Here is a 20,474-nt window from a genome sequence, read left to right on the forward strand (position 1 = left end):
GATGGAACAATTAAATACAATTTCAGAAAAATTTTCTTCGCTAGCTTGGGGCATCCCGCTTCTTATTTTACTAATTGGTGGCGGACTGTATTTATTGGTATTTTCCCGTTTTTTGCCATTCAGATATTTTGGACATGCCATAAAAGTATTACGCGGAAAATACGACGATCCAAATGATCCTGGAGAAATTAGTCATTTTAAGGCATTAACGACTGCTTTGTCTTCAACCATTGGTATGGGTAATATTTCTGGTGTTGCTCTGGCAATAGCTATTGGTGGACCTGGAGCCATGTTCTGGATGTGGGTAAGTGCTATTGTTGGAATGAGTACCAAATTTTTTACGTCTACGCTTGCCATTATGTATCGAGGAAAAGATAGCAATGGCGATTTACAAGGTGGCCCAATGTATTTTATAAGAGAGGGACTAGGCAAACATTGGAAGTTTTTGGCTATTATGTTTTCTTTCTTCGGAATGTTAGGAGCTTTACCTGTTGTTAATGTGAATCAATTAAAGCAAGCAATAAACGATATTATACTTATCCCAAATGGAGTAGACGTTAGCTTTTCGACGAACCTTATTATAGCCGCTATTTTAGTTGTTGTAACTTCTGTGGTCATTTTAGGAGGTTTAAAACGGATAAGCAATATTGCCTCTAAGATGGTACCTTCTATGGTGATATTATATTTCATATTAGTATTAATCATACTTTGTTTAAACTATACTGAAGTGCCTAAATATTTCTTTATGATTTTTTCTGATGCTTTTGAGCCTAGTCATTTAAAAGAAGAAAATTATAGAGATGTGCTAGGAGGTGTTTTAGGTGCTCTAATCCTTTTAGGGATTAAACGTGGAGCGTTTTCAAATGAAGCAGGTATTGGTACGGCTCCAATGGCACATGGAGCAGCAAAAACAGATGAACCAGTACGTGAAGGATTAGTGGCTATGTTAGGACCAGTGATTGACACGCTAATCGTTTGTACACTTACAGCTTTGGCTATATTGGTAACAGGAGTATGGAAAACTGGAGACCTTAACGGGGTAAGTTTGACAGCGTCCGCTTTTCAAAACGCAATGCCGGGATTTGGGCAATATTTACTCATGATATGTGTATTTATTTTTAGTATTTCTTCCCTTTTCTCTTATGCCTATTATGGTAAAAAATGCATGTCGTTTTTAGCAGGAGCTCATAATAAACATTATTATAATTACATCTATATTTTGAGCATTATATTGGCAGCTACAACGAAGTTTGAAGTCATGATTAATTTTATTGATGGTATATTTGCTTTTATGGCCATTCCTACAATGATTGCCACAATTATCTTAGCTCCTAAAGTTGTTAAAGAATTAAAAGTTTATACACATAAATTAAAAACTAAAAAATCTAATGGACGATAATAAAAATGTCAAAAAACCTAATAAAGCTAAAGCGTATTGGAGAGAAAACATAAAGTATGTTAGTATTCTCTTAGCTATATGGGCCTTAGTTTCTTACGGCGCAGCAATTGTTTTTAAAGATGAATTAAATACGATTAAAATTGGCGGATTTAAACTGGGGTTTTGGTTTGCCCAACAGGGAGCGATGTACGTTTTCGTAGTACTCATTTTTGTTTACGTAAGAATCATGAATAAACTTGATAAAAAATATGGTTATGACGAGTAAGCTTTCTATGCTATTGCTTTTAGATGTCCAAAACTGGACTTATATATTGGTAGGGTTAACTTTTGCACTTTACATTGGAATTGCCATCTGGTCTAGAGCTAGTTCAACAAAAGATTTTTATGTTGCTGGAGGTGGTGTGTCTCCTTTAGCAAATGGAATGGCAACTGCCGCCGATTGGATGAGCGCAGCTTCATTTATATCCATGGCAGGAATTATTTCGTTTGCAGGATATGATGGTGCAGTTTACCTCATGGGATGGACTGGCGGATACGTACTCCTTGCCTTATTATTAGCACCATACTTAAGAAAGTTTGGAAAATTTACAGTTCCAGATTTTATTGGAGACCGATACTATTCTAACACGGCTCGAATTGTCGCTGTTGTTTGCGCATTATTAGTGTCTTTTACTTATGTAGCGGGACAAATGAGAGGCGTTGGTATTGTGTTTTCCCGATTTTTAGAAGTAGATATTACAACAGGTGTTATTATTGGAATGCTTATCGTTTTGTTTTATGCTGTTTTAGGAGGAATGAAAGGAATTACTTATACGCAAGTTGCACAATATTGTGTTCTCATTTTTGCGTTTATGGTGCCAGCAATTTTTATCTCGATTCAAATGACTGGGAATCCAATACCACAATTAGGATTTGGAGCAGAGTTAAATGATGGCTCTGGGATGTATTTATTAGATAAATTAGACGGTTTAAGTACTGAGCTCGGTTTTTCAGAATATACAGAAGGCACAAAATCAACAATTGATGTATTTGCAATTACTTTGGCATTAATGGTTGGTACTGCAGGATTACCTCATGTTATTGTTCGGTTCTTTACTGTGAAAAAAGTTAAGGATGCTCGAAAATCGGCTGGAATTGCACTATTGTTAATTGTAATTTTATATAGTACAGCTCCCGCTGTTTCTGTTTTTGCAAGAACAAATATGATTGAAACTATATCTGATAAGCCATATGCCGAAATGCCTCAATGGTTTAAAAAATGGGAAACAACCGGACTAATTTCATTTACTGATAAAAATAACGATGGAAAAGTTCAATATTTAGCAAATGAAGCGAAAAACGAACTTGTTGTTGATAGGGACATTATGGTTCTTGCAAACCCAGAAATTGCAAAACTACCTAATTGGGTAATCGCTCTAGTCGCAGCTGGAGGCTTGGCAGCGGCCTTGTCTACTGCTGCTGGTTTGTTATTAGTGATTTCGGCATCTGTATCTCATGATCTTATCAAAAAAGTAATCAATCCAAAAATAACAGAAAAAGGAGAATTACGAGCAGCGAGACTATCTGCCATAGGAGCAGTTTGTGTTGCTGGGTATTTCGGTATTAATCCACCTGGTTTTGTAGCGGCTGTTGTGGCACTTGCCTTTGGTCTTGCTGCCGCCTCGTTTTTTCCAGCAATTATATTAGGTATATTTTATAAAAAAATGAATAAAGAAGGCGCAATATCAGGAATGATAGTTGGTATCGTCACCATGTTGTTGTATATGATGAAATACAAACTAGGCTGGTTTGATGAGGTATTGCCAGATAAAAGCGAGTGGTGGTTTGGAATTTCACCTGAAGGTTTTGGTAGTATAGCAATGTTGCTTAATTTTATTGTATCAATTAGTGTTATGAAATTTACAAAAGCCCCTCCTGGTCATGTTCAAAAAATTGTTGAGGATATTAGGATCCCTTCAGAAGCAGGAGCGCCCATAAATCATTAAAATATATGAGTAATTACCATATTAAAAATTTAGAAGAATATTTTCAAGTCTATCGTAAATCTGTTAGAAATCCTGAAGTGTTTTGGGAAGAAATTGCTGAAGAACATTTCATGTGGCGTAAAAAATGGAATAGGGTTTTAAGCTGGGATTTCTCTAAACCTGAGGTGAAATGGTTTGAAGGCGGTCAATTGAATATTACCGAAAATTGCATTGATAGACACTTATATACTCGTGGAGATAAAACGGCGATTCTCTTCGAACCTAACAATCCTGACGAAGAAGCACTACATATTACATATAAGCAATTGCATGAACGTGTGTGCCGATTTGCAAATGTTCTTAAAGAGCATGGTATTAATAAAGGAGATCGCGTATGTATATATTTACCAATGATTCCTGAATTGGCAGTTTCTGTATTAGCTTGTGCTCGTATAGGTGCAATTCATTCGGTCGTTTTTGCAGGCTTTTCTGCCCACGCTTTGGCAACAAGAATCAATGATGCAGATTGCAAAATGGTTATTACGAGTGATGGGTCTTACAGAGGAGCTAAGACCATAGACCTCAAAGGAATTGTCGATGATGCCTTAGAAAATTGCGAATCAGTTGATACCGTTTTAGTTGTTAAGCGTATTGATTCTGATGTTACGATGAAAGAAGGTAGAGATCTGTGGCTACAACCACTATTAGATGAGGCTTATGTCGATTTTTCACCAGAAGTAATGAATGCTGAAGATCCATTATTTATTTTATATACTTCAGGATCAACAGGGCAACCTAAAGGTATGGTACATTCTACAGCTGGTTATATGATTTATAGTGCTTATACGTTTAAAAATGTATTTCAATATAAAGAAAATGATGTGTACTGGTGTACTGCTGATATAGGATGGATAACTGGACATAGTTATATCGTTTATGGCCCATTAGCAAATGGGGCTACGACTGTAATGTTTGAGGGCGTACCAAGTTATCCCGATTTTGGGAGGTTTTGGGAAATTGTAGAGAAACATAAAATTACTCAGTTTTATACAGCGCCCACTGCCATTAGAGCTTTAGCTAAAGAAGGAGTTGAACATTTAGAAAAATATGATCTATCATCGTTAAAAGTTTTAGGTACGGTTGGAGAACCTATTAACGAAGAGGCATGGCATTGGTACGATGATAATGTTGGTAAAAAGAAAGCTCCTATTGTAGATACTTGGTGGCAAACCGAAACGGGCGGCATTATGATTACTCCGATTCCCTTTTCGACACCAACAAAACCAACCTATGCAACATTGCCATTCCCTGGTATTCAACCAGCATTAATGGATGAAAATGGCGAGGAAATTCAAGGTAATCAAGTTGATGGTCGTTTGTGTATAAAATACCCTTGGCCTAGTATGGCTCGTACTATTTGGGGAAATCATCAGCGCTATAAAGACACGTATTTTACAGCGTTTAATCAGATGTATTTTACGGGAGATGGTGCCTTGCGTGATGAAGTAGGCTATTATAGAATTACTGGACGCGTAGATGATGTTATTATTGTCTCTGGTCATAATCTAGGAACAGCTCCTATTGAAGATGCGATTAATGAGCATCCTGCGGTGGCTGAAAGTGCAATTGTAGGATTTCCTCACGATATAAAAGGGAATGCCTTGTATGGTTATGTCACTCTAAAGGATATTGGAGAAGGAAGAAAACACGATAATGTTCGAAATGAGATAAATCAAATTATTACCGAACAAATTGGTCCAATTGCTAAGTTAGATAAAATACAGTTTACTAATGGGCTACCAAAAACAAGAAGTGGGAAAATTATGCGTCGAATTCTTCGAAAAATAGCACATAAAGACACCGATAATTTAGGAGATATTAGCACATTATTAAATCCGGAAGTTGTTCAAAGTATTATGGATAATGCACTGTAAGATAATAAGATTTAAATAACACCTAAGCACACATTCAATTTGGTATTATGCCTAAACCTAAAGGACAAAAGAACGGGAAAAATAAAGCAAAGCATTCAAAACTGATTGCTCAAAAAAAGAATAGAATTAAGGCCGAAAAAGAACTTCGAAAAACACGCTTAAAGTCTATTATTATAAAATCTAAAGAAGAAAAGAAATAAGAATTCAATAAGAAAGCAATGTTTTTATCGTTTAGCTTAAAGAAGCTAGCCATACTATGAAATTCAAATGTGTTCTATTTCTTCATATTTCTTTTGTTTTTAATTATTCATGTTCGGCATTACCATCAAATGTCCCTACTCAACAACCAGAAACTTATTTGGAAGCTGTTACTTACATCTATAATTTAATGGATGAAGACAATAGGGTATATGTTAAAAATGTTCCATTTAACGACTTAATAATATTCCATAGACATTGGGGGGCAAAAATTAGAGCTAGTCTTAATCTTTGGGGAGGTAACAGAGAACTACTAAAATCATGTGCCGAAAACCTTGGTTCAGATTCTATTCATCCAGAAAGTGCATCTCAATTTATTATTGAAGGGGTTTGGAAAAAACTTAACGCAGATATTAATAGCATTGATTTTTCAAAATTAGATGCAAACGTTTATTTCATAAGAATACTTGAAACGATACAATTGGCTAAGAAAAATAATGATAATAGATTGATGTTGAGTTTGCCATCATGGGTTTATAAACAATGGGAATATTGGGATAATGAAGAGCGATGGTTTAATCTAAATAATGAAGCCAAGAAAATCATAAAAGGGGAAAACGAATTGAATAGTTTGGCTTTACTATTTTTATCTCAAACCAAAGAAAACCTCGATATTGTTGATGACAAATTGCAACAAAAACTAACACATTTGGAGTATGATGATATACACTTACCTGAATTTGTTGTTAATTCAGAAGAAAAAAGAACAGTATCTAAATTGAGATCATTAACATCTCAAGAATTGGCTTTAAATTGCTATGGGATGTTATATCAACGAGAATTTTTATCTCTTGACGATTATAACCAATGGATGCAACTTCGAGATAGCAATTACCTTATACGTTGGAAATATGCCAGCGAAATGAATACCGATGATTTTGAGCGTTTATTAAAAATGCCTCGAAAATTTTTAGAAATTCTTATTCTCACAAATCAGTATTATGACATTGATGAGCATAATAGCGGCTTAGCTTATCGTTACAATTCTTATGACGGCATTGTTGATAGTTTAATGGCTTTTACAGCGTTCAATAATAAAGACTTTGATAAGGAACCTTATGATGAATCCATCAAAAAAAGAGCCTATAATTCGTTAGATTCAGAATACAATAAAAATGTGATGAGAGCGCTTCATATGCTTTCTGATATCGCAGATCATATACCTGCTGCCGATTTATATGATATGTTAAGTCCTTCAACAATTATTAAGTATGAAACCACTTTGAAAACCGAAGATTTATTGGATTATAAATACGTTGTGGGCTTTCTACTAGCTACACAAAAGGAGAGGATCTTGGCACATCCCAATAGCGACGAAATTTTCAATATAGTCAAGTACTATTGGGATAATCGTTTTATCTCATGGGCAATGCAATATTATATAGCTGAACTTTTGGTGCAAATCGACTTAGATAGTGCAAAAACTGTGTTTTCACCAGAATTTGAAAAAATACCAGATCATGGCTCTTTTACAAGAAATGCCATTATTGAAGCCTTAATAAAATACAATTTTGATCAGGATAAGGTCTTTCTTTATAATTGGTACTGGAAAATTCAGGAAAAAGAATTCTTAACAGTTCCTAGAGAATGGAGTCTAATGTTATCATTGCTTAGAGACACTAATAACGAGACAAATGCGCTTTATAAATCTATTATAAATGATTCGCGTTTTTCGAGACAAGAGTTCTTTGAAGACAATTAATAATTACAAAACACGTAAATATACCTATTGTTTTGTGTTGATTTTATTTAGACCTTGATAGTCTAAAAATCAATAAGTTATGAGTCTGTTCACCTTCTCCAAAGAGGATCTTGAAAAGTTAGAAGAAGTTAACGCTTTGTTCAATTCTACAAAATCAACCAATGTAAATTCAGCTTTAGATAAAAGTTTAAAAGACTTTTGGTCGTATTTACAGAAATGCGAAAGTTATCATTTAAATGAAACCTATAAAACTGAAGGCTATATCCATGACATGGAGAATATGCTGTCTTTGTTTATTATTAACTTCCTAATTGATGAAGGGTATTTAACGTCTAACATTAGGGCATTAGGTTTACCGCAGAGTAAAATAAACTTGCCGTTAACAGATGACAAGACCTCTCTAGAGTCCATTTTTAATTCTATCTTAGACTTTTTAGTTGCTGAAGACGGTACACTCTATTTTATGTCAAAATATTGCCAATTAGATGTCATGTGGACGGTGGTGTTATTGTATTATGCGTTTTATAAATACATCGATCCATATGGCGTACATTCATTTGTTGTAAAACCTAACCCTCAGATTAAGAATAATAAAACTCCGGTCTTACCTCCTTTAAATGCTAAAATAGCCATTATTGGAGATTGGGGAACAGGGGCTTGGAAAGATGGAGATTTACCTAAAGCACCTGCTCAATTGGTTATAGAGGGCGTTGAGGCTTTGAAGCCAGATTATGTTATTCATTTAGGAGACGTTTACTATGCAGGAACTTCAAATGAAGAACGCAATAATCTTTTAGGTCTTCTCAAAGGGAAATCACTTGGGAAGTTGTATACCATGAATAGCAATCATGAGATGTATGACGGAGCCAATGGATTGTACGATGTGGCTTTAGAAAGTCAGCTCTTTTCAGAGCAACTTGGGCGCACTTTTTTTTCAATAGATATTGGTGATTGGATTCTTGTTGGGTTGGATTCTGCCTATTTTGATGATAGTGCCTTGTATATGGAAGGCTCTCTATACAAAGATAAAAAGACGAGCTATCAGTATAAATTTTTAAACGATCTCTCAAAGCAAGGAAAACCAATTTTCTTAATGACGCATCATAATGGTATTGGTATTAAGGATCATAACTTCACTGTAAATACCAAGTTATGGGACCAGGTTAAAGAGTGTTTAGATGGAAATATGCCAGACATGTGGTATTGGGGACATGTTCATAATGGCATTGTTTATAACACAGATAAATTAAGTTTTCCAAATACTAAAATACCAAAGTCAACTACAGGAAAAACACCTCAATTCCGATGCTGTGGCCATGCGTCAATTCCATTTGGCAACGGTTCAGGGTTTTATACCAAAAAGGGAGGACAGAAAATAATGAGAGACGAGTTAGAATATTATTCGCACACACCTTTAGACGCTAGCCATCCTACATTATCACAAAGAGAGCGCGTACTCAATGGCTTTGCAGTTATCGATATAAATGGCTCCGATATTAAAGAAACCTTCTACGAAGTGTCTAACGCTAACCCTAAACCTAAAGCGGTTTGGTGGTCTAAATAGTGTTTAGTAACTTAAATGAATAAATTTTAGATAGAATTATGGCACAACAAAGGAGTACCGAAAGTGATTTATGGCCATTGCCAAAATTTAGGTTTGAAGTCGATTTAGGAACAAAATTAAAAGGCGTTGCCTTTCAGGAAGTTTCTGGAATGGATGTTGAAAATCAAATCATCGAATATCGAAAAAGTAATAGTAAATTGTTTTCGACTGAAAAAATGCCAGGAATTGTTAAATATGGCAATGTCACCATGAAACGTGGCGTTGTTCTAAATGATCGTACGTTTTGGGATTGGCACGCAGAGATTGCTATGAATACGATTAAGCGTCGGACAGTCACTATAAAATTACTAGATGAAAAGGGGAGCGTTACAATGAAATGGACGCTTCATAATGCATGGCCTACAAAGATTACCAGTACCGACTTAAAATCTGATGGGAATGAAGTCGCAATTGATTCGCTCGAAATTGCACATGAAAAACTCGTCATTTCAAATAAATAACCAAATCAATGTACTATGAAATATATTTCAGCTCCTACAGAAAAAATTAGTTCGTGGTTTGTATTTCTGATTAAGGAAATGCAAAACCGAATGATGTCCATCATTTTTATAATGTTGATTTTTATAATGTTATGGTATGTTCCTCAAATAAATGATCTCATTTTGGTTTTAAATCAAACCTGTAATCATTGGTTGGCTGTTCCAATGTTCTTTACATCATTAATAGTATTTGCATTTTTTATAAGCGCTACAGGAGATTATTTTTCACCACCCGATATTTTATATACTAAAAAGGGTGCGTTTCCTATGTATCAAAACAAAAGATCTAAATATTTACAATTGCCAAAAGATGCTAAAGAAGTATTTGTTGATGCGCAACGAAATGGCCATGAACTCGCTCAAACCAGTGAATTTAAAGAAGGTCGAGGACAGTATATAAGACGCGTGTTTCCCAAAGTTTTGGGTTCCATTCTAATCCTAGTCGCCGCTTTTGCCATTAATCATACATTTTCCGAAGTCTATAATGGCGAAAGTATTGTAATTGGTGGCGACTGGAGTTTTATCGTTGTCCTTGTTTTGATGTTATTAATGCTCAATCAAAGTATTTCAAAATGGGTTCTATCTCTAATTTCGCAGGTTCCTAAAGTTGCCAAATATGGTCCCATTGTTATTACTGTTATATCGTTTATTCTCATTGTTATTCTTGGGTTTTTGAATAGAGGAGGAACAAAAGGGGATTCTTATCGATTATTCTATGCTCTTGTGTTACTCGCTGTTTTATTTCTTACAATAAGTTTGTCCTATAACAGCTACATTCTCTATATAAAACGAAAAATTGGAGGCAAACTTATTATTGCATTTATAGGTATTATATTAATTTCCTATTTCATTTTATTCTTTAACCCTATGGGCTTAAAAGTCTTTACGCCGATATCAATTATAATGATATGCGTTATAGGTATTTATGCTACGTTCAACATTCTTAAAATAATAGGAAGTCGTTTAGAATTACCAGTTCTTGGTTTGGTATTATTGATTGCTGTTTGTTTGGCGATTTATAACGCCAACAAAGAGAATTTTAATCATTACGAAGCCTCGTCAACAGATGTCATAAAGCATAAACCATCTGAACGTCTTAGTCTCAATGCTTATAGTGCGAGATGGGTTCAAGATCGAATGGAACTTATAAAGGCACAAGATTCAACGCAACCGTTTCCTATTATTATCGTATCTGCTGAAGGCGGTGGTTCTAGAGCCGGGCTTTGGTCGTTCTTAGTGCAGAGCTATCTATTTGATAATAATCCAGATTATTTTGAAAAACATCTATTTGGAATGAGTGGAGCTTCTGGAGGAGGAGTTGGAAACAATATGTTTTACACACAGGCTTATGAGCTGTTAGAAAACTCTAGTGCCAAACCGTTAAGATATTCTAGTTGGTCTCAAGGTTATAATTGTGATGATGATGACTCTGGTTTTGAATATCGTGCGAGTACGATTTATAACCAAGATTATTTGTCGAGTTCTGTGGCTAGTGTTATGGGAAGAGATTTGTTTAAAAATATTACAGATATTGGTGTGTTTTATGATCGAGGAGCGTTATTGGAATTTCAGTGGGAAGATCAGTTTAAAGAGACATTCGAACGTGATGGTAATCCACTTGGAGCGGCCTATCTAGATCTAATGCCAAAGGTAGGAGAACATAGATATATTCGTCCGCTAATTATCACCAATGTCACCGAATTGCAATCTGGTGAACGCGTTGTGATTAGCCCAGTTTCAGTAGCGTCAGACACCCATAATATGGGCGTTTTTAAAGACCTTTTATCGGTCTATCCTAATCAGGATAGGATGATTAAACGTTCAACTGCGATGTCAATGAATGCGCGTTTTCCTTATGTAAGTCCGTCTGCGAGAATTACTGATGTTGGGCAGTTTGGAGATGCAGGCTATTACAATAATGTAGGAGGAGAGGTTGCAGAGCGTCTTAGGGTTGCATTGGTTAGGGCTTTAGATTCTGTAAGCCGTATAGACAGTACGTTTAGTAAGAAGTATGTCATTAAGAATTTAGTCCTTTCTAATTATACCGAACAACCAGATAAAGTTGTGTATAGTAGTCAGTTGTTAGCACCTTTATCTACGATTGCTAACGCCACCTTTGCACACCCAAAACAAAGTGAAAAAACCTATACAAATGTCATTACCATACAATCAAAACGTGTGGAGATTCCGGTAGATAACACGTCTATTACTAGAATGATTCAAACCTTATCGGAGAGTGATGGCACTATAGAACCTGTTATTCCATTAGGACGTTATTTATCTAGAGCCGCTGTACGTTCCTTAGAGTTTAGGCTCAATCAGGAAGAGGTTAAAAAGCAATTAGATAGCGTATTAATGTATCATTGATTTTATGTATTTATCAATCTACGTCTGCGTTTTACCACTAAAAATACAACTAAAGACAAGATGCCAAAAATCGAAAACCCAATAAAGAGGGGAAGTACAGACGTTTTTACAAAACTCCCGATGTAGTTGGCTATTGGAACAGCCATAACTGTGGATACAAAACCATTAATTGCAGCACCAATACCTGCAATATGACCCAAAGGCTCCATGGCTAATGAACGCAAATTTCCGAAGAGAAAACCAACAGCAAAGAATTGCAACAAGAAAAAGGTAATGAGTACACCAACACTAGGATTGTGTCCTGAATAAAATAAGACCACATATAAAATAGAAATGGCGGCATAAGCTATGGTCGCCATATAAGCAATATTGAATGAACCAAATCGAATTACTAAACGGCTATTTGTAAACGTAGCAAAACCAACTGAGAACGCTGTACTTGCAAAAATATATGGAAATACATCACCTAATTGATACTGCTCCTGAAAGATTTGCTGAGATGTACTTAGATACACCATAAACGACCCAGTAATAAATCCAGAAACTAATGTAAAGGCTATAGCTTCTTTAAATTTTAAGAATTCTTTTGTACCTGAAATAAATATGGAAGGAGAGAATTTGATTCTATTTGTGGTTTCTAAAGTTTCTGGTTGTCGCTTCCAAAACCAAAGAATGATAATAAGACCAATGATTAAGTTGGCGTTAAAAATAGCTTTCCAATTAAAGTAATCTAAAAGTAATTGCCCGAACGCTGGTGCAACAATTGGAACTAATATAAAAAACATCACGATAATGGATAATATTTTAGCCATAAAATCACCGCTATAAGTATCTCGTGTCATCGCAATAGCAATGGTTCTAGGTGAAGACAGACCAACACCTTGCAAAATGCGGCCTACAATCATCATTTCTAAACTTTCGGTCGTTACACAAATAATACTGGCTATTACAAAAACGGCAAATCCGAAATACACCATAGGCTTTCTTCCGAAGCTATCCGATAATGGCCCAAATACCAATTGACCAAATCCTAAGCCTAAAAAGATCATTGTGATTAGCAATTGATTATCACTAGGGTTAGTTACGTTTAAAGCGTTACCTATTTCAGGCAATGCAGGTAATAAAGCATCAATAGACAAAGCGACGATAGACATCAACGACGCCATAAGCGCAATAAATTCAATTTTAAAGGTTGGTTTATTTTGCATGCAGCAAAAGTAAGTCAATTATTGACTATTTTTATAGTGTAATTATAGTATTATTTTATAACTGAATTGAAAATGCTTACAAACACATTAGTCAAACTATTTACGAGAGATTTAAACGCTTTAAAAAAAGAGATAAACACCTATCAGGATGAGAAAAACCTATGGTTGGTTACCAAAGGGATTTCCAATTGTTCGGGAAATTTATGTTTACACCTTGTTGGAAACCTCAATCATTTTATTGGTGCAACTTTAGGGAATTCTGGATATGTGAGACAGCGGGAATTGGAGTTTTCTCTCAAAAACGTTCCTCGAGCAACACTAATCAAACAAGTTGATGATACAATCGTTGTTGTTTCGGAGGTACTAAAAACATTAACCGAAGCTGATTTGCAAAAGGAGTATAAAAGACGTATATCTGAAGATACGATGACCACAGAGTATTTTCTTGTCCACTTAACCATGCATTTATCTTACCATTTAGGGCAGATCAATTACCACAGACGGTTATTGGATGTCTAACTATTGAAATGTAAAATGATGAGTAAAATTAGAGTTTGTTTTTTGCTAATTGCCGTAATGTTCTCGTGCAGTGACAATGAAATTACAGCAGGAGCAACAGGTACATCGGCTGAAACGGATAACACCAACAACATATCATTGGTGGCGAGAAATTACCTTAACGAGGTCATTGCTGTTATGCAAAATAATTCAATTAATAAATATACCATCGATTGGAACCAGTTGCGTCACGAAGCGTTTGGGGAATTAGATGTGAATGCCCAAACAATAGAGGATACTTATCCAGGAATTTCTAAGGCTATTGCCTTATTAGGTGATAATCACAGTTTATTTATTACGTCTACAGGAAGCTACATCAATCCGCATAGTAATATGTGTGAAGGTGTGTCATTTTCAAATGTAGATGTACCTGATAATATAGGTTACGTTAAAATTTCAAACTTTAATGGTTCTAGCAATCTTGATGGGATGACGTTTGCTCAAAATATTCAAGATGATATTATAGCGCAGGATCACTCTAATGTTGAAGGTTGGATTGTTGATTTGAGAGCAAATACGGGAGGTAATATGTGGCCAATGCTTACTGGAGTTGGCCCAATTTTAGGTAACGGAACATCTGGATATTTTGTTGATGCCGACGACGTTGAAGTGTCTTTTGGTTTTGATAATGGGATGTCGATACTAGATGGTAATGTAGTTATGGAATTAACAAACTCATACACACTCATAAATCCAAATCCAAAAGTGGCTGTATTATTAGATAATGGTGTAGCGAGTTCTGGAGAGGCCATTGCTGTGAGTTTTATTAATAGGCCAAATACAAGAACTTTTGGAAACGCAACTTGTGGTTTATCAACGGCAAATACACCTTTTGTATTAAGTGATGGAGGTAAATTAGTACTTACTACGGCATATTTTGCCGACAGAGATTTAAATCTATTTGGAGAACAAATTGATCCTGAAATAGAGACTTCGGTAGAGAATACTTTAGATACAGCTATAAATTGGATTGTGAATTAGAATGTATTATGGTTTTTGACGATTTTAAAATTTGCCTTTTGCAGGCTAATGAAGGAGAGGCCTTTTTCAATTTAATAGATAATAATAGAGTACGTCTCGAAGACTTCTTTGCAGGAACTGTTTCTAAAACTAGAACGTTAGATGATACTCTTGTTTATTGTAAAGAGATTGAAACACGTATCAAAAGCAAAACATATTTTCCTTATATGATTATAGACATCAATACCAACGCATTTGTTGGGCTCGTAGATGTTAAAAATATCGACTGGAATGTACCAAAGGCGGAATTAGGTTATTTTATAGATTCAAAATATTCGGGGAAAAATATTACCTCGAAAGCTGTAGGTATTGTCATTGATTATCTTACTGAAATTTATAAGTTTAGAAAATTGCTCTGTCGTGTAGGAAGTAAGAATACAGGAAGCATTCGTGTTGCCTTAAATAATAATTTCGATTTGGAGGGCACCATACGCAATGACTATAGAACAACTAAAGGCGACATTGTGGATTTAAATTATTACGGACGTGTCTTTATTTAAGATGTTAAACCAATGCCAAATCTATCTATCTGCCATTTATGATTAGTAACTTTAGAAGATACATTACAAATATGAAAACTAAAAAACACATACTTGCCGTTATGCTACTTGCTACATCATGTCTAACATTTTCGCAAGAAATGTCATTTGAAGCGTATAATCCAAAATCAACTCTTGTGGTTCCTGGTCAACCTATTAAAAAGGCAAAATTTCCTTTTATCGATGTTCATGGACATCAATATCAAATGCCAACTCAAAACCTAAGACCTGTAGTGGCTGCAATGGATACTCTAAACATGAAAATCATGGTTAATCTAAGCGGTCGTACAGGAGACGATCTCGTAAAATCTGTGGCAAATATTAAGAATAACTTCCCTAACCGCTTTGTGGTATTTTGTAATATTAATTTCGAAGGAGCAGGAGCAGAGGGATGGATTGAAGAAAAAGTTGCACAGTTAAAGCAAGATGTAAAAAATGGTGCTCGTGGTCTAAAAGTTTATAAAAGTTTAGGCCTGCGAAATAAAGATGTTAACGGTAAGCGTTTAGCTATTGACGACCCAAGATTGAACCCAATTTGGGAAACCTGCGGCACTCTTGGGATTCCTGTGTTAATTCATGCCGCAGACCCAAAGTCGTTTTGGGATGAATTTGATGGAGATAACGAGCGATGGTTAGAACTTAAAACTCATCCTCGCCGTAAGCGAGATGCTAATAATCCAGCACCTTGGGAACAGATTATTCAGGAGCAACATAATATGTTTAAAGCGCACCCTAAAACAACTTTTATTAATGCACATATGGGATGGTTTGCAAATAATTTAGGACATCTTGGTAAGTTGTTAGATGAGATGCCAAATATGAACGTAGGAATTGGTGCTATTATAGCTGAATTAGGGAGGCAACCTCGATTTGCCAAAGCATTTTTTATAAAATATCAAGATCGCATTTTGTTCGGAAAAGATAGTTGGAAACCCAATGAGTTTCCAACTTATTTTAGAGTTTTGGAAAGTGCGGACGAGTACTTTCCTTATCATAAGAAATATCATGCATTTTGGCCAATGTATGGCCTAGATCTGCCAGATGAAGTGCTTAAAAAAGTGTATTATAAAAATGCACTTCGCATTGTTCCAGGTTTGGATAAAAGCCTATTTCCTAAATAAAATAATTAATCGTGTTGGTCAATTAGTATAGGATTCCCATCAGGATCTGTAATCATAAAAGATGCCTTACCTTCTTTTTTATCCATTCCAGTTTTCATCACGATTTTTATATCAGTTTTATTAACTTTTGAATAAAGCTGCCTAACATTTTTCGGATTAAATGTAATGGTGTTATTAGGGAACATGCCCTGGAATAGTCCAATTTTAGAATGACCATCTGATAGTATAATCCAATTGTGATCTAGATTCCCATCAATTTTTTTAAAGCCTAGCGCCTTGTAAAAAGAATGTGATGTTTTAATATCCTTTACGTTTAGTGATAATGACAAGGCCCCTAATTCTGTAGATGCTTTCTTTTTAGCACGTTTCCAAGTGTATGATCTATCGGCAACCCATTTCCCATTCTCATTTATGTTAAAAGAGCTCGATGTAAAAGAGTTAAGACTTAACGTTGATCTGTGGCCATGAACATTTGATACACCAGAAGGACTGGTGAATTTTTGAGTTAATTCTGTTTCGTTTGAAGATATTTGTTTTAATGGGCCAATGCCAACGGTTCCATCCATCCCGTATTGTATGAGGATGCCTTGGTTTTTTTCGAAATCCCAATACTGTCTAAACTCCCAAAAAGGACCAACTTTTTTGTCTCCAATATATCCATATAGTTGTCCTGTTATTGAACTTTTTCCAACACCCCATTCCCAATCCATAGCATAACTGGTCATAGGTTCACTTTCATTTTTATAAGTTGCATTATCTGCAATCCAAGTTCCTATAGAACCTTCCATGTTCTTTTGAAACCATTTAGGTACAGTAGATGAATTTTGTGCCATTGTTTGTGATATAACAAACAATATCATGATTTTAATTGTGCGTTTCATAATGTTTGATTTTTAATTGATTAATTTGTTTCGGCCATTTTTTGCCAGTTATTCAATAGAATGTTAGAATCTATATGTGCTTGTTTTTCTCCTAGCTTTAAAAATAATCCTCCCAAGAATGCATTCTTAAATTCGTAGCTCATGTCGATAGTTATTTTAGTGATATTCGGACTTATACTGTCTAGTTTCCAAATAGCTGATAATGATTTAAACGGTAGAGGGTAATCTTCTTTTTGAGTGTTCACTTTAAAACTAAATTCCTGCTCAGGAATCCATGTTGTACAAGTTTCTTCCCAGCTATTACCATTTGGATCTGCGCATACACGTTTTAAACCAAGACCTTCGCCTTCTATGATTTTGACATCATCAATACCAGCGGCGGTTACTTTGTGGTAATTGCCAACGTCAGATATGATTGTCCAGACTTTATCTTTTGGAGCGTTTATAATTCGCTCAGAGATGAAATGGTTTACTCCTTTCGCCTTAGGGTATTGTGAACCACCATAAATTAAGATTATAGCAATTAAACTGCTTATAATAATTGAAGTCCATTTTAATAATTTACGTATCATTTTGAATATAATTTTGATCTAAAATTAGAGGATTGTGCTGGTCGTTCGGCATTAAATAAGACACGCTTAATTAATTGAAACCAATTCGTTAGAGTCAAAACACAAAAAGGTATTAGCAATTAATAAAGGCTTACTATATTGCATTAACTTTTTGATATGGATAATTTAGGAGCAACAGCGTTTGTACTTACTTTCTTGCTAGGAGGGACGATTTTAATAGGTCTCTTTGTAATTATGATTTTATTTAAAGCTAAGCCTCTTGGAGCTTCAAGGTGGTTTCTTGCCTTACTGCTTTTTTTTATGATCTTACATTTAGATACCTTTTTATTATTTACAACGGAAATCATAAAACAATACCCCAATTTACTAGGAGTTAGTTACCCAACGCTTTTTCTTTTGGGACCTGTATATTATTTTTTCGTTAGAAGTTTTAAAGTAAAACAGTTCAAGTTAAAGGCGATAGATCTACTTCATGCGATTCCTTTTTTAATTGCATTTATAGGACATTTTAAATACTTAATCAGTTCAAGAGCATACAAAACCCAAGTTATTACTTACTATTACGAACATCTGCCAGACGGAAATGTTTCTTTCATGACATGGCTTGCGGCCAATGCATTTATCATCTTATTTCTCGCGTATATCATGTTTTCATTACGACTAATCAAAGCTAGATATAATGGAAATAAGGTGGTTTTAAAACGAATTTCATGGACGCTTATTCTTTTGTGTGTAATGTATATGTTGTTTCAAACGGGGTTTTTAATAACAGGTGTTGCTGCAATAACTGCTGAAATTGTATTAGCAAGTTTATTGGCTATTACCTTATTACTTTTAAGCTATTCTATTGTAGATATTAAAGATGTATTTTCAAAAAATAAAGATAAATATGAAACGTCTCCTCTTAGTGTATCTGAACAAAATACAATTAAGGATCAGCTAATTAATGCCGTTCAGATTGAAAAGTTGCATCTCAAACACAATTTAAAAATAAAGGATTTATCTGTAGCAATTAACATCCCATCTCATCATATTTCACAGGTGTTAAGTGAGCGAATGGAAATGTCATTTTATGAATTTATAAATATGTATAGAGTCGAAGAAGCAAAACGTCTGTTTAAAAATGGAACGGCATCAAAGCTTTCCATACAAGCCATTGGGGAAGAATGTGGGTTTGGAAATAAAACAAGTTTTTACCGCGCATTTAAGAAATTCACAAATCAAACTCCTACTGCATATATGAATACAATTACCGAAAAGACTTAGTTGAAAACCAACTTAAAGCGGAATATTTCCATGCTTACGTTTAGGACGATCAACAGCCTTGTCTTCCAACATGGCAAATGCCTTTATAAGTTTGCGTCTTGTTTGGTTAGGAAGAATAACTTCGTCAACAAACCCGCGCTCTGCAGCACTATAAGGGTTAGCAAATAGTTCGGCATATTCGGCTTCTTTTTCTTTCCATTTAGCTTCTTTGTCATCGGCAGCTTTAATGTCTTTTTTAAAGATGATTTCCGCTGCACCTTTGGCTCCCATTACAGCAATTTCTGCGCTAGGCCAAGCAAAATTCATGTCGCTACCAATATGTTTAGAATTCATAACATCATAGGCGCCTCCATATGCTTTTCGAGTTATGACCGTTACTCTCGGAACTGTAGCTTCACTAAAGGCATATAATAATTTTGCACCATGTACAATGATGCCATTCCATTCTTGGTCTGTTCCTGGTAGAAAACCAGGGACATCTTCTAATACTAACAATGGAATATTAAAACAATCACAAAAGCGCACAAAACGGGCCGCTTTCTTAGAACTATTTACATCTAACACACCTGCTAAAAACATAGGTTGGTTAGCTACAATACCAATACTTCTTCCTCCTAAACGGGCAAAACCTACAATGATATTTTCGGCATGATCTTTATGAATTTCATAAAATGAATCTTCATCAATGATACCTTGGATAACATCGTGCATGTCATAAGGTTTATTTGCGTTATCAGGAACAATCGATGACAGACTATCTCTAATTTCGTCTTCCAAATTAAAAGGAAGTAAAGCAGGAGTTTCTGTATTGTTCTGTGGTAAATAACTCAACAACGTTTTAACATCTTCTAGACATGAAATATCATTTGATGACGTTTTATGGGCAACCCCAGATTTTGTTGAATGTGTACTAGCCCCTCCAAGTTCTTCACTAGTGACTTCTTCATTAGTTACCGTTTTTACAACGTTGGGTCCAGTAACAAACATATAACTTGTGTTTTCAACCATAATTGTAAAATCGGTCATAGCAGGAGAGTAAACGGCACCTCCAGCACAAGGCCCCATTATTGCTGAAATTTGTGGAATTACACCAGACGCCTGTACATTTCGATAGAAAATATCAGCATAACCTCCAAGTGAACGAACGCCTTCTTGAATTCTAGCGCCTCCAGAATCATTTAATCCAATTATAGGAGCACCCACTTTAACAGCGAGATCCATCACCTTGCAAATTTTTTCGGCATGTGTTTCTGAGAGTGAACCCCCAAACACGGTAAAATCCTGAGCAAAAACGTAGACTAATCTTCCGTCAATGGTACCATAGCCAGTAACAACTCCGTCCCCATAAAACTTTTGATTTTCCATACCGAAGTCTTTAGTTCTGTGTGTGACTAATGCTCCAATTTCCTCAAAAGAACCTTCATCTAGAACATACATAACACGTTCACGAGCAGTTAACTTTTTCTTTTCATGCTGCTTATCTATTCTACTCTGGCCGCCTCCTAAATAGGCTTGTTTAAGTTTGTCGTTAAGTGTTTGTATTTTAGAATCCATAAGATATGGTATGTTGTTGAATAATTTA

The 20,474-nt window shown here is 35.2% G+C and carries 18 protein-coding genes; 14 read left to right on the forward strand and 4 right to left on the reverse strand.

Annotated elements, in window-relative coordinates; genetic code table 11:
- Position 1 precedes the first annotated feature (1 nt).
- The 9 genes from Q0893_RS14445 (at position 2) to Q0893_RS14485 (ending at position 11,727) form a co-directional block, all read left to right on the forward strand.
- Positions 2–1,399: a sodium:alanine symporter family protein gene (locus tag Q0893_RS14445; protein WP_299276920.1), complete on the forward strand. Its 1,398-nt coding sequence runs from the start codon at positions 2–4 to the stop codon at positions 1,397–1,399.
- Positions 1,389–1,664 carry a DUF4212 domain-containing protein gene (locus Q0893_RS14450; protein WP_299276923.1) on the forward strand — a complete coding sequence of 92 codons (276 nt, stop codon included), beginning with the start codon at positions 1,389–1,391 and terminating at the stop codon, positions 1,662–1,664. Before Q0893_RS14445 ends, Q0893_RS14450 begins: the two co-directional genes overlap by 11 nt.
- Positions 1,654–3,384 carry a sodium:solute symporter family protein gene (locus Q0893_RS14455; RefSeq protein WP_298902847.1) on the forward strand — a complete coding sequence of 577 codons (1,731 nt, stop codon included), beginning with the start codon at positions 1,654–1,656 and terminating at the stop codon, positions 3,382–3,384. Before Q0893_RS14450 ends, Q0893_RS14455 begins: the two co-directional genes overlap by 11 nt.
- Before the next feature lie 5 nt (positions 3,385–3,389).
- Positions 3,390–5,297: an acetate--CoA ligase gene (gene acs, locus Q0893_RS14460; RefSeq protein ID WP_298902846.1), complete on the forward strand. Its 1,908-nt coding sequence runs from the start codon at positions 3,390–3,392 to the stop codon at positions 5,295–5,297.
- Between the two features lie 47 nt (positions 5,298–5,344).
- A complete protein-coding gene (locus Q0893_RS14465) occupies positions 5,345–5,497 on the forward strand; it encodes a hypothetical protein (RefSeq protein ID WP_298902845.1) in 153 nt (50 codons plus the stop codon).
- Positions 5,498–5,553: 56 nt separating this feature from the next.
- Positions 5,554–7,257, forward strand: a complete 1,704-nt coding sequence (locus Q0893_RS14470; protein ID WP_299276928.1) for a DUF6794 domain-containing protein — start codon at positions 5,554–5,556, stop codon at positions 7,255–7,257.
- A gap of 79 nt (positions 7,258–7,336) precedes the next feature.
- A complete protein-coding gene (locus Q0893_RS14475; protein WP_298902842.1) occupies positions 7,337–8,821 on the forward strand; it encodes a metallophosphoesterase in 1,485 nt (494 codons plus the stop codon).
- A 38-nt stretch (positions 8,822–8,859) separates the two neighbouring features.
- Positions 8,860–9,321 carry a phage tail protein gene (locus Q0893_RS14480; protein WP_299276931.1) on the forward strand — a complete coding sequence of 154 codons (462 nt, stop codon included), beginning with the start codon at positions 8,860–8,862 and terminating at the stop codon, positions 9,319–9,321.
- A 15-nt stretch (positions 9,322–9,336) separates the two neighbouring features.
- A complete protein-coding gene (locus Q0893_RS14485; RefSeq protein ID WP_299276934.1) occupies positions 9,337–11,727 on the forward strand; it encodes a hypothetical protein in 2,391 nt (796 codons plus the stop codon).
- Between the two features lie 2 nt (positions 11,728–11,729).
- On the opposite strand, the gene Q0893_RS14490 is transcribed toward Q0893_RS14485, so the two are convergent.
- The gene (locus tag Q0893_RS14490) at positions 11,730–12,935 is read right to left on the reverse strand and encodes a multidrug effflux MFS transporter (protein WP_298902839.1); all 1,206 of its coding nucleotides are present in this window, start codon (positions 12,933–12,935) and stop codon (positions 11,730–11,732) included.
- Positions 12,936–13,007: 72 nt separating this feature from the next.
- Here Q0893_RS14490 and Q0893_RS14495 point away from each other — a divergent pair, with 72 nt between their 5' ends.
- The 4 genes from Q0893_RS14495 to Q0893_RS14510 all read left to right on the forward strand — a co-directional run bounded on the left by Q0893_RS14495 (position 13,008) and on the right by Q0893_RS14510 (position 16,173).
- Positions 13,008–13,454, forward strand: coding sequence for a DUF1572 family protein (locus Q0893_RS14495; RefSeq protein WP_298902837.1), 447 nt, complete (start codon positions 13,008–13,010; stop codon positions 13,452–13,454).
- Positions 13,455–13,472: 18 nt separating this feature from the next.
- On the forward strand, positions 13,473–14,474 hold the full coding sequence (locus tag Q0893_RS14500) for a S41 family peptidase (RefSeq protein WP_299276939.1): 1,002 nt from the start codon (positions 13,473–13,475) through the stop codon (positions 14,472–14,474).
- A 38-nt stretch (positions 14,475–14,512) separates the two neighbouring features.
- Positions 14,513–15,013 (forward strand): GNAT family protein, encoded by a 501-nt coding sequence (locus Q0893_RS14505; RefSeq protein WP_298902835.1) that lies wholly within the window; start codon positions 14,513–14,515, stop codon positions 15,011–15,013.
- 71 nt (positions 15,014–15,084) lie between these two features.
- On the forward strand, positions 15,085–16,173 hold the full coding sequence (locus Q0893_RS14510; protein ID WP_299276943.1) for an amidohydrolase family protein: 1,089 nt from the start codon (positions 15,085–15,087) through the stop codon (positions 16,171–16,173).
- Positions 16,174–16,178: 5 nt separating this feature from the next.
- Here the strand turns inward: Q0893_RS14510 and Q0893_RS14515 are convergent, their stop codons facing one another.
- Positions 16,179–17,054 (reverse strand): VOC family protein, encoded by an 876-nt coding sequence (locus Q0893_RS14515; RefSeq protein WP_299276946.1) that lies wholly within the window; start codon positions 17,052–17,054, stop codon positions 16,179–16,181.
- A gap of 20 nt (positions 17,055–17,074) precedes the next feature.
- Positions 17,075–17,626: an SRPBCC family protein gene (locus tag Q0893_RS14520; protein WP_299276949.1), complete on the reverse strand. Its 552-nt coding sequence runs from the start codon at positions 17,624–17,626 to the stop codon at positions 17,075–17,077.
- Positions 17,627–17,782: 156 nt separating this feature from the next.
- On the opposite strand from Q0893_RS14520, the gene Q0893_RS14525 reads away from it, so the two are divergent.
- A complete protein-coding gene (locus Q0893_RS14525; RefSeq protein ID WP_299276951.1) occupies positions 17,783–18,892 on the forward strand; it encodes a helix-turn-helix domain-containing protein in 1,110 nt (369 codons plus the stop codon).
- Positions 18,893–18,904: 12 nt separating this feature from the next.
- On the opposite strand, the gene Q0893_RS14530 is transcribed toward Q0893_RS14525, so the two are convergent.
- The gene (locus tag Q0893_RS14530; protein WP_299276954.1) at positions 18,905–20,446 is read right to left on the reverse strand and encodes an acyl-CoA carboxylase subunit beta; all 1,542 of its coding nucleotides are present in this window, start codon (positions 20,444–20,446) and stop codon (positions 18,905–18,907) included.
- Between the last annotated feature and the right edge of the window lie 28 nt (positions 20,447–20,474).

Origin of the sequence: uncultured Psychroserpens sp. (assembly GCF_947494225.1) — a bacterium.
Lineage (GTDB): Bacteria > Bacteroidota > Bacteroidia > Flavobacteriales > Flavobacteriaceae > Psychroserpens.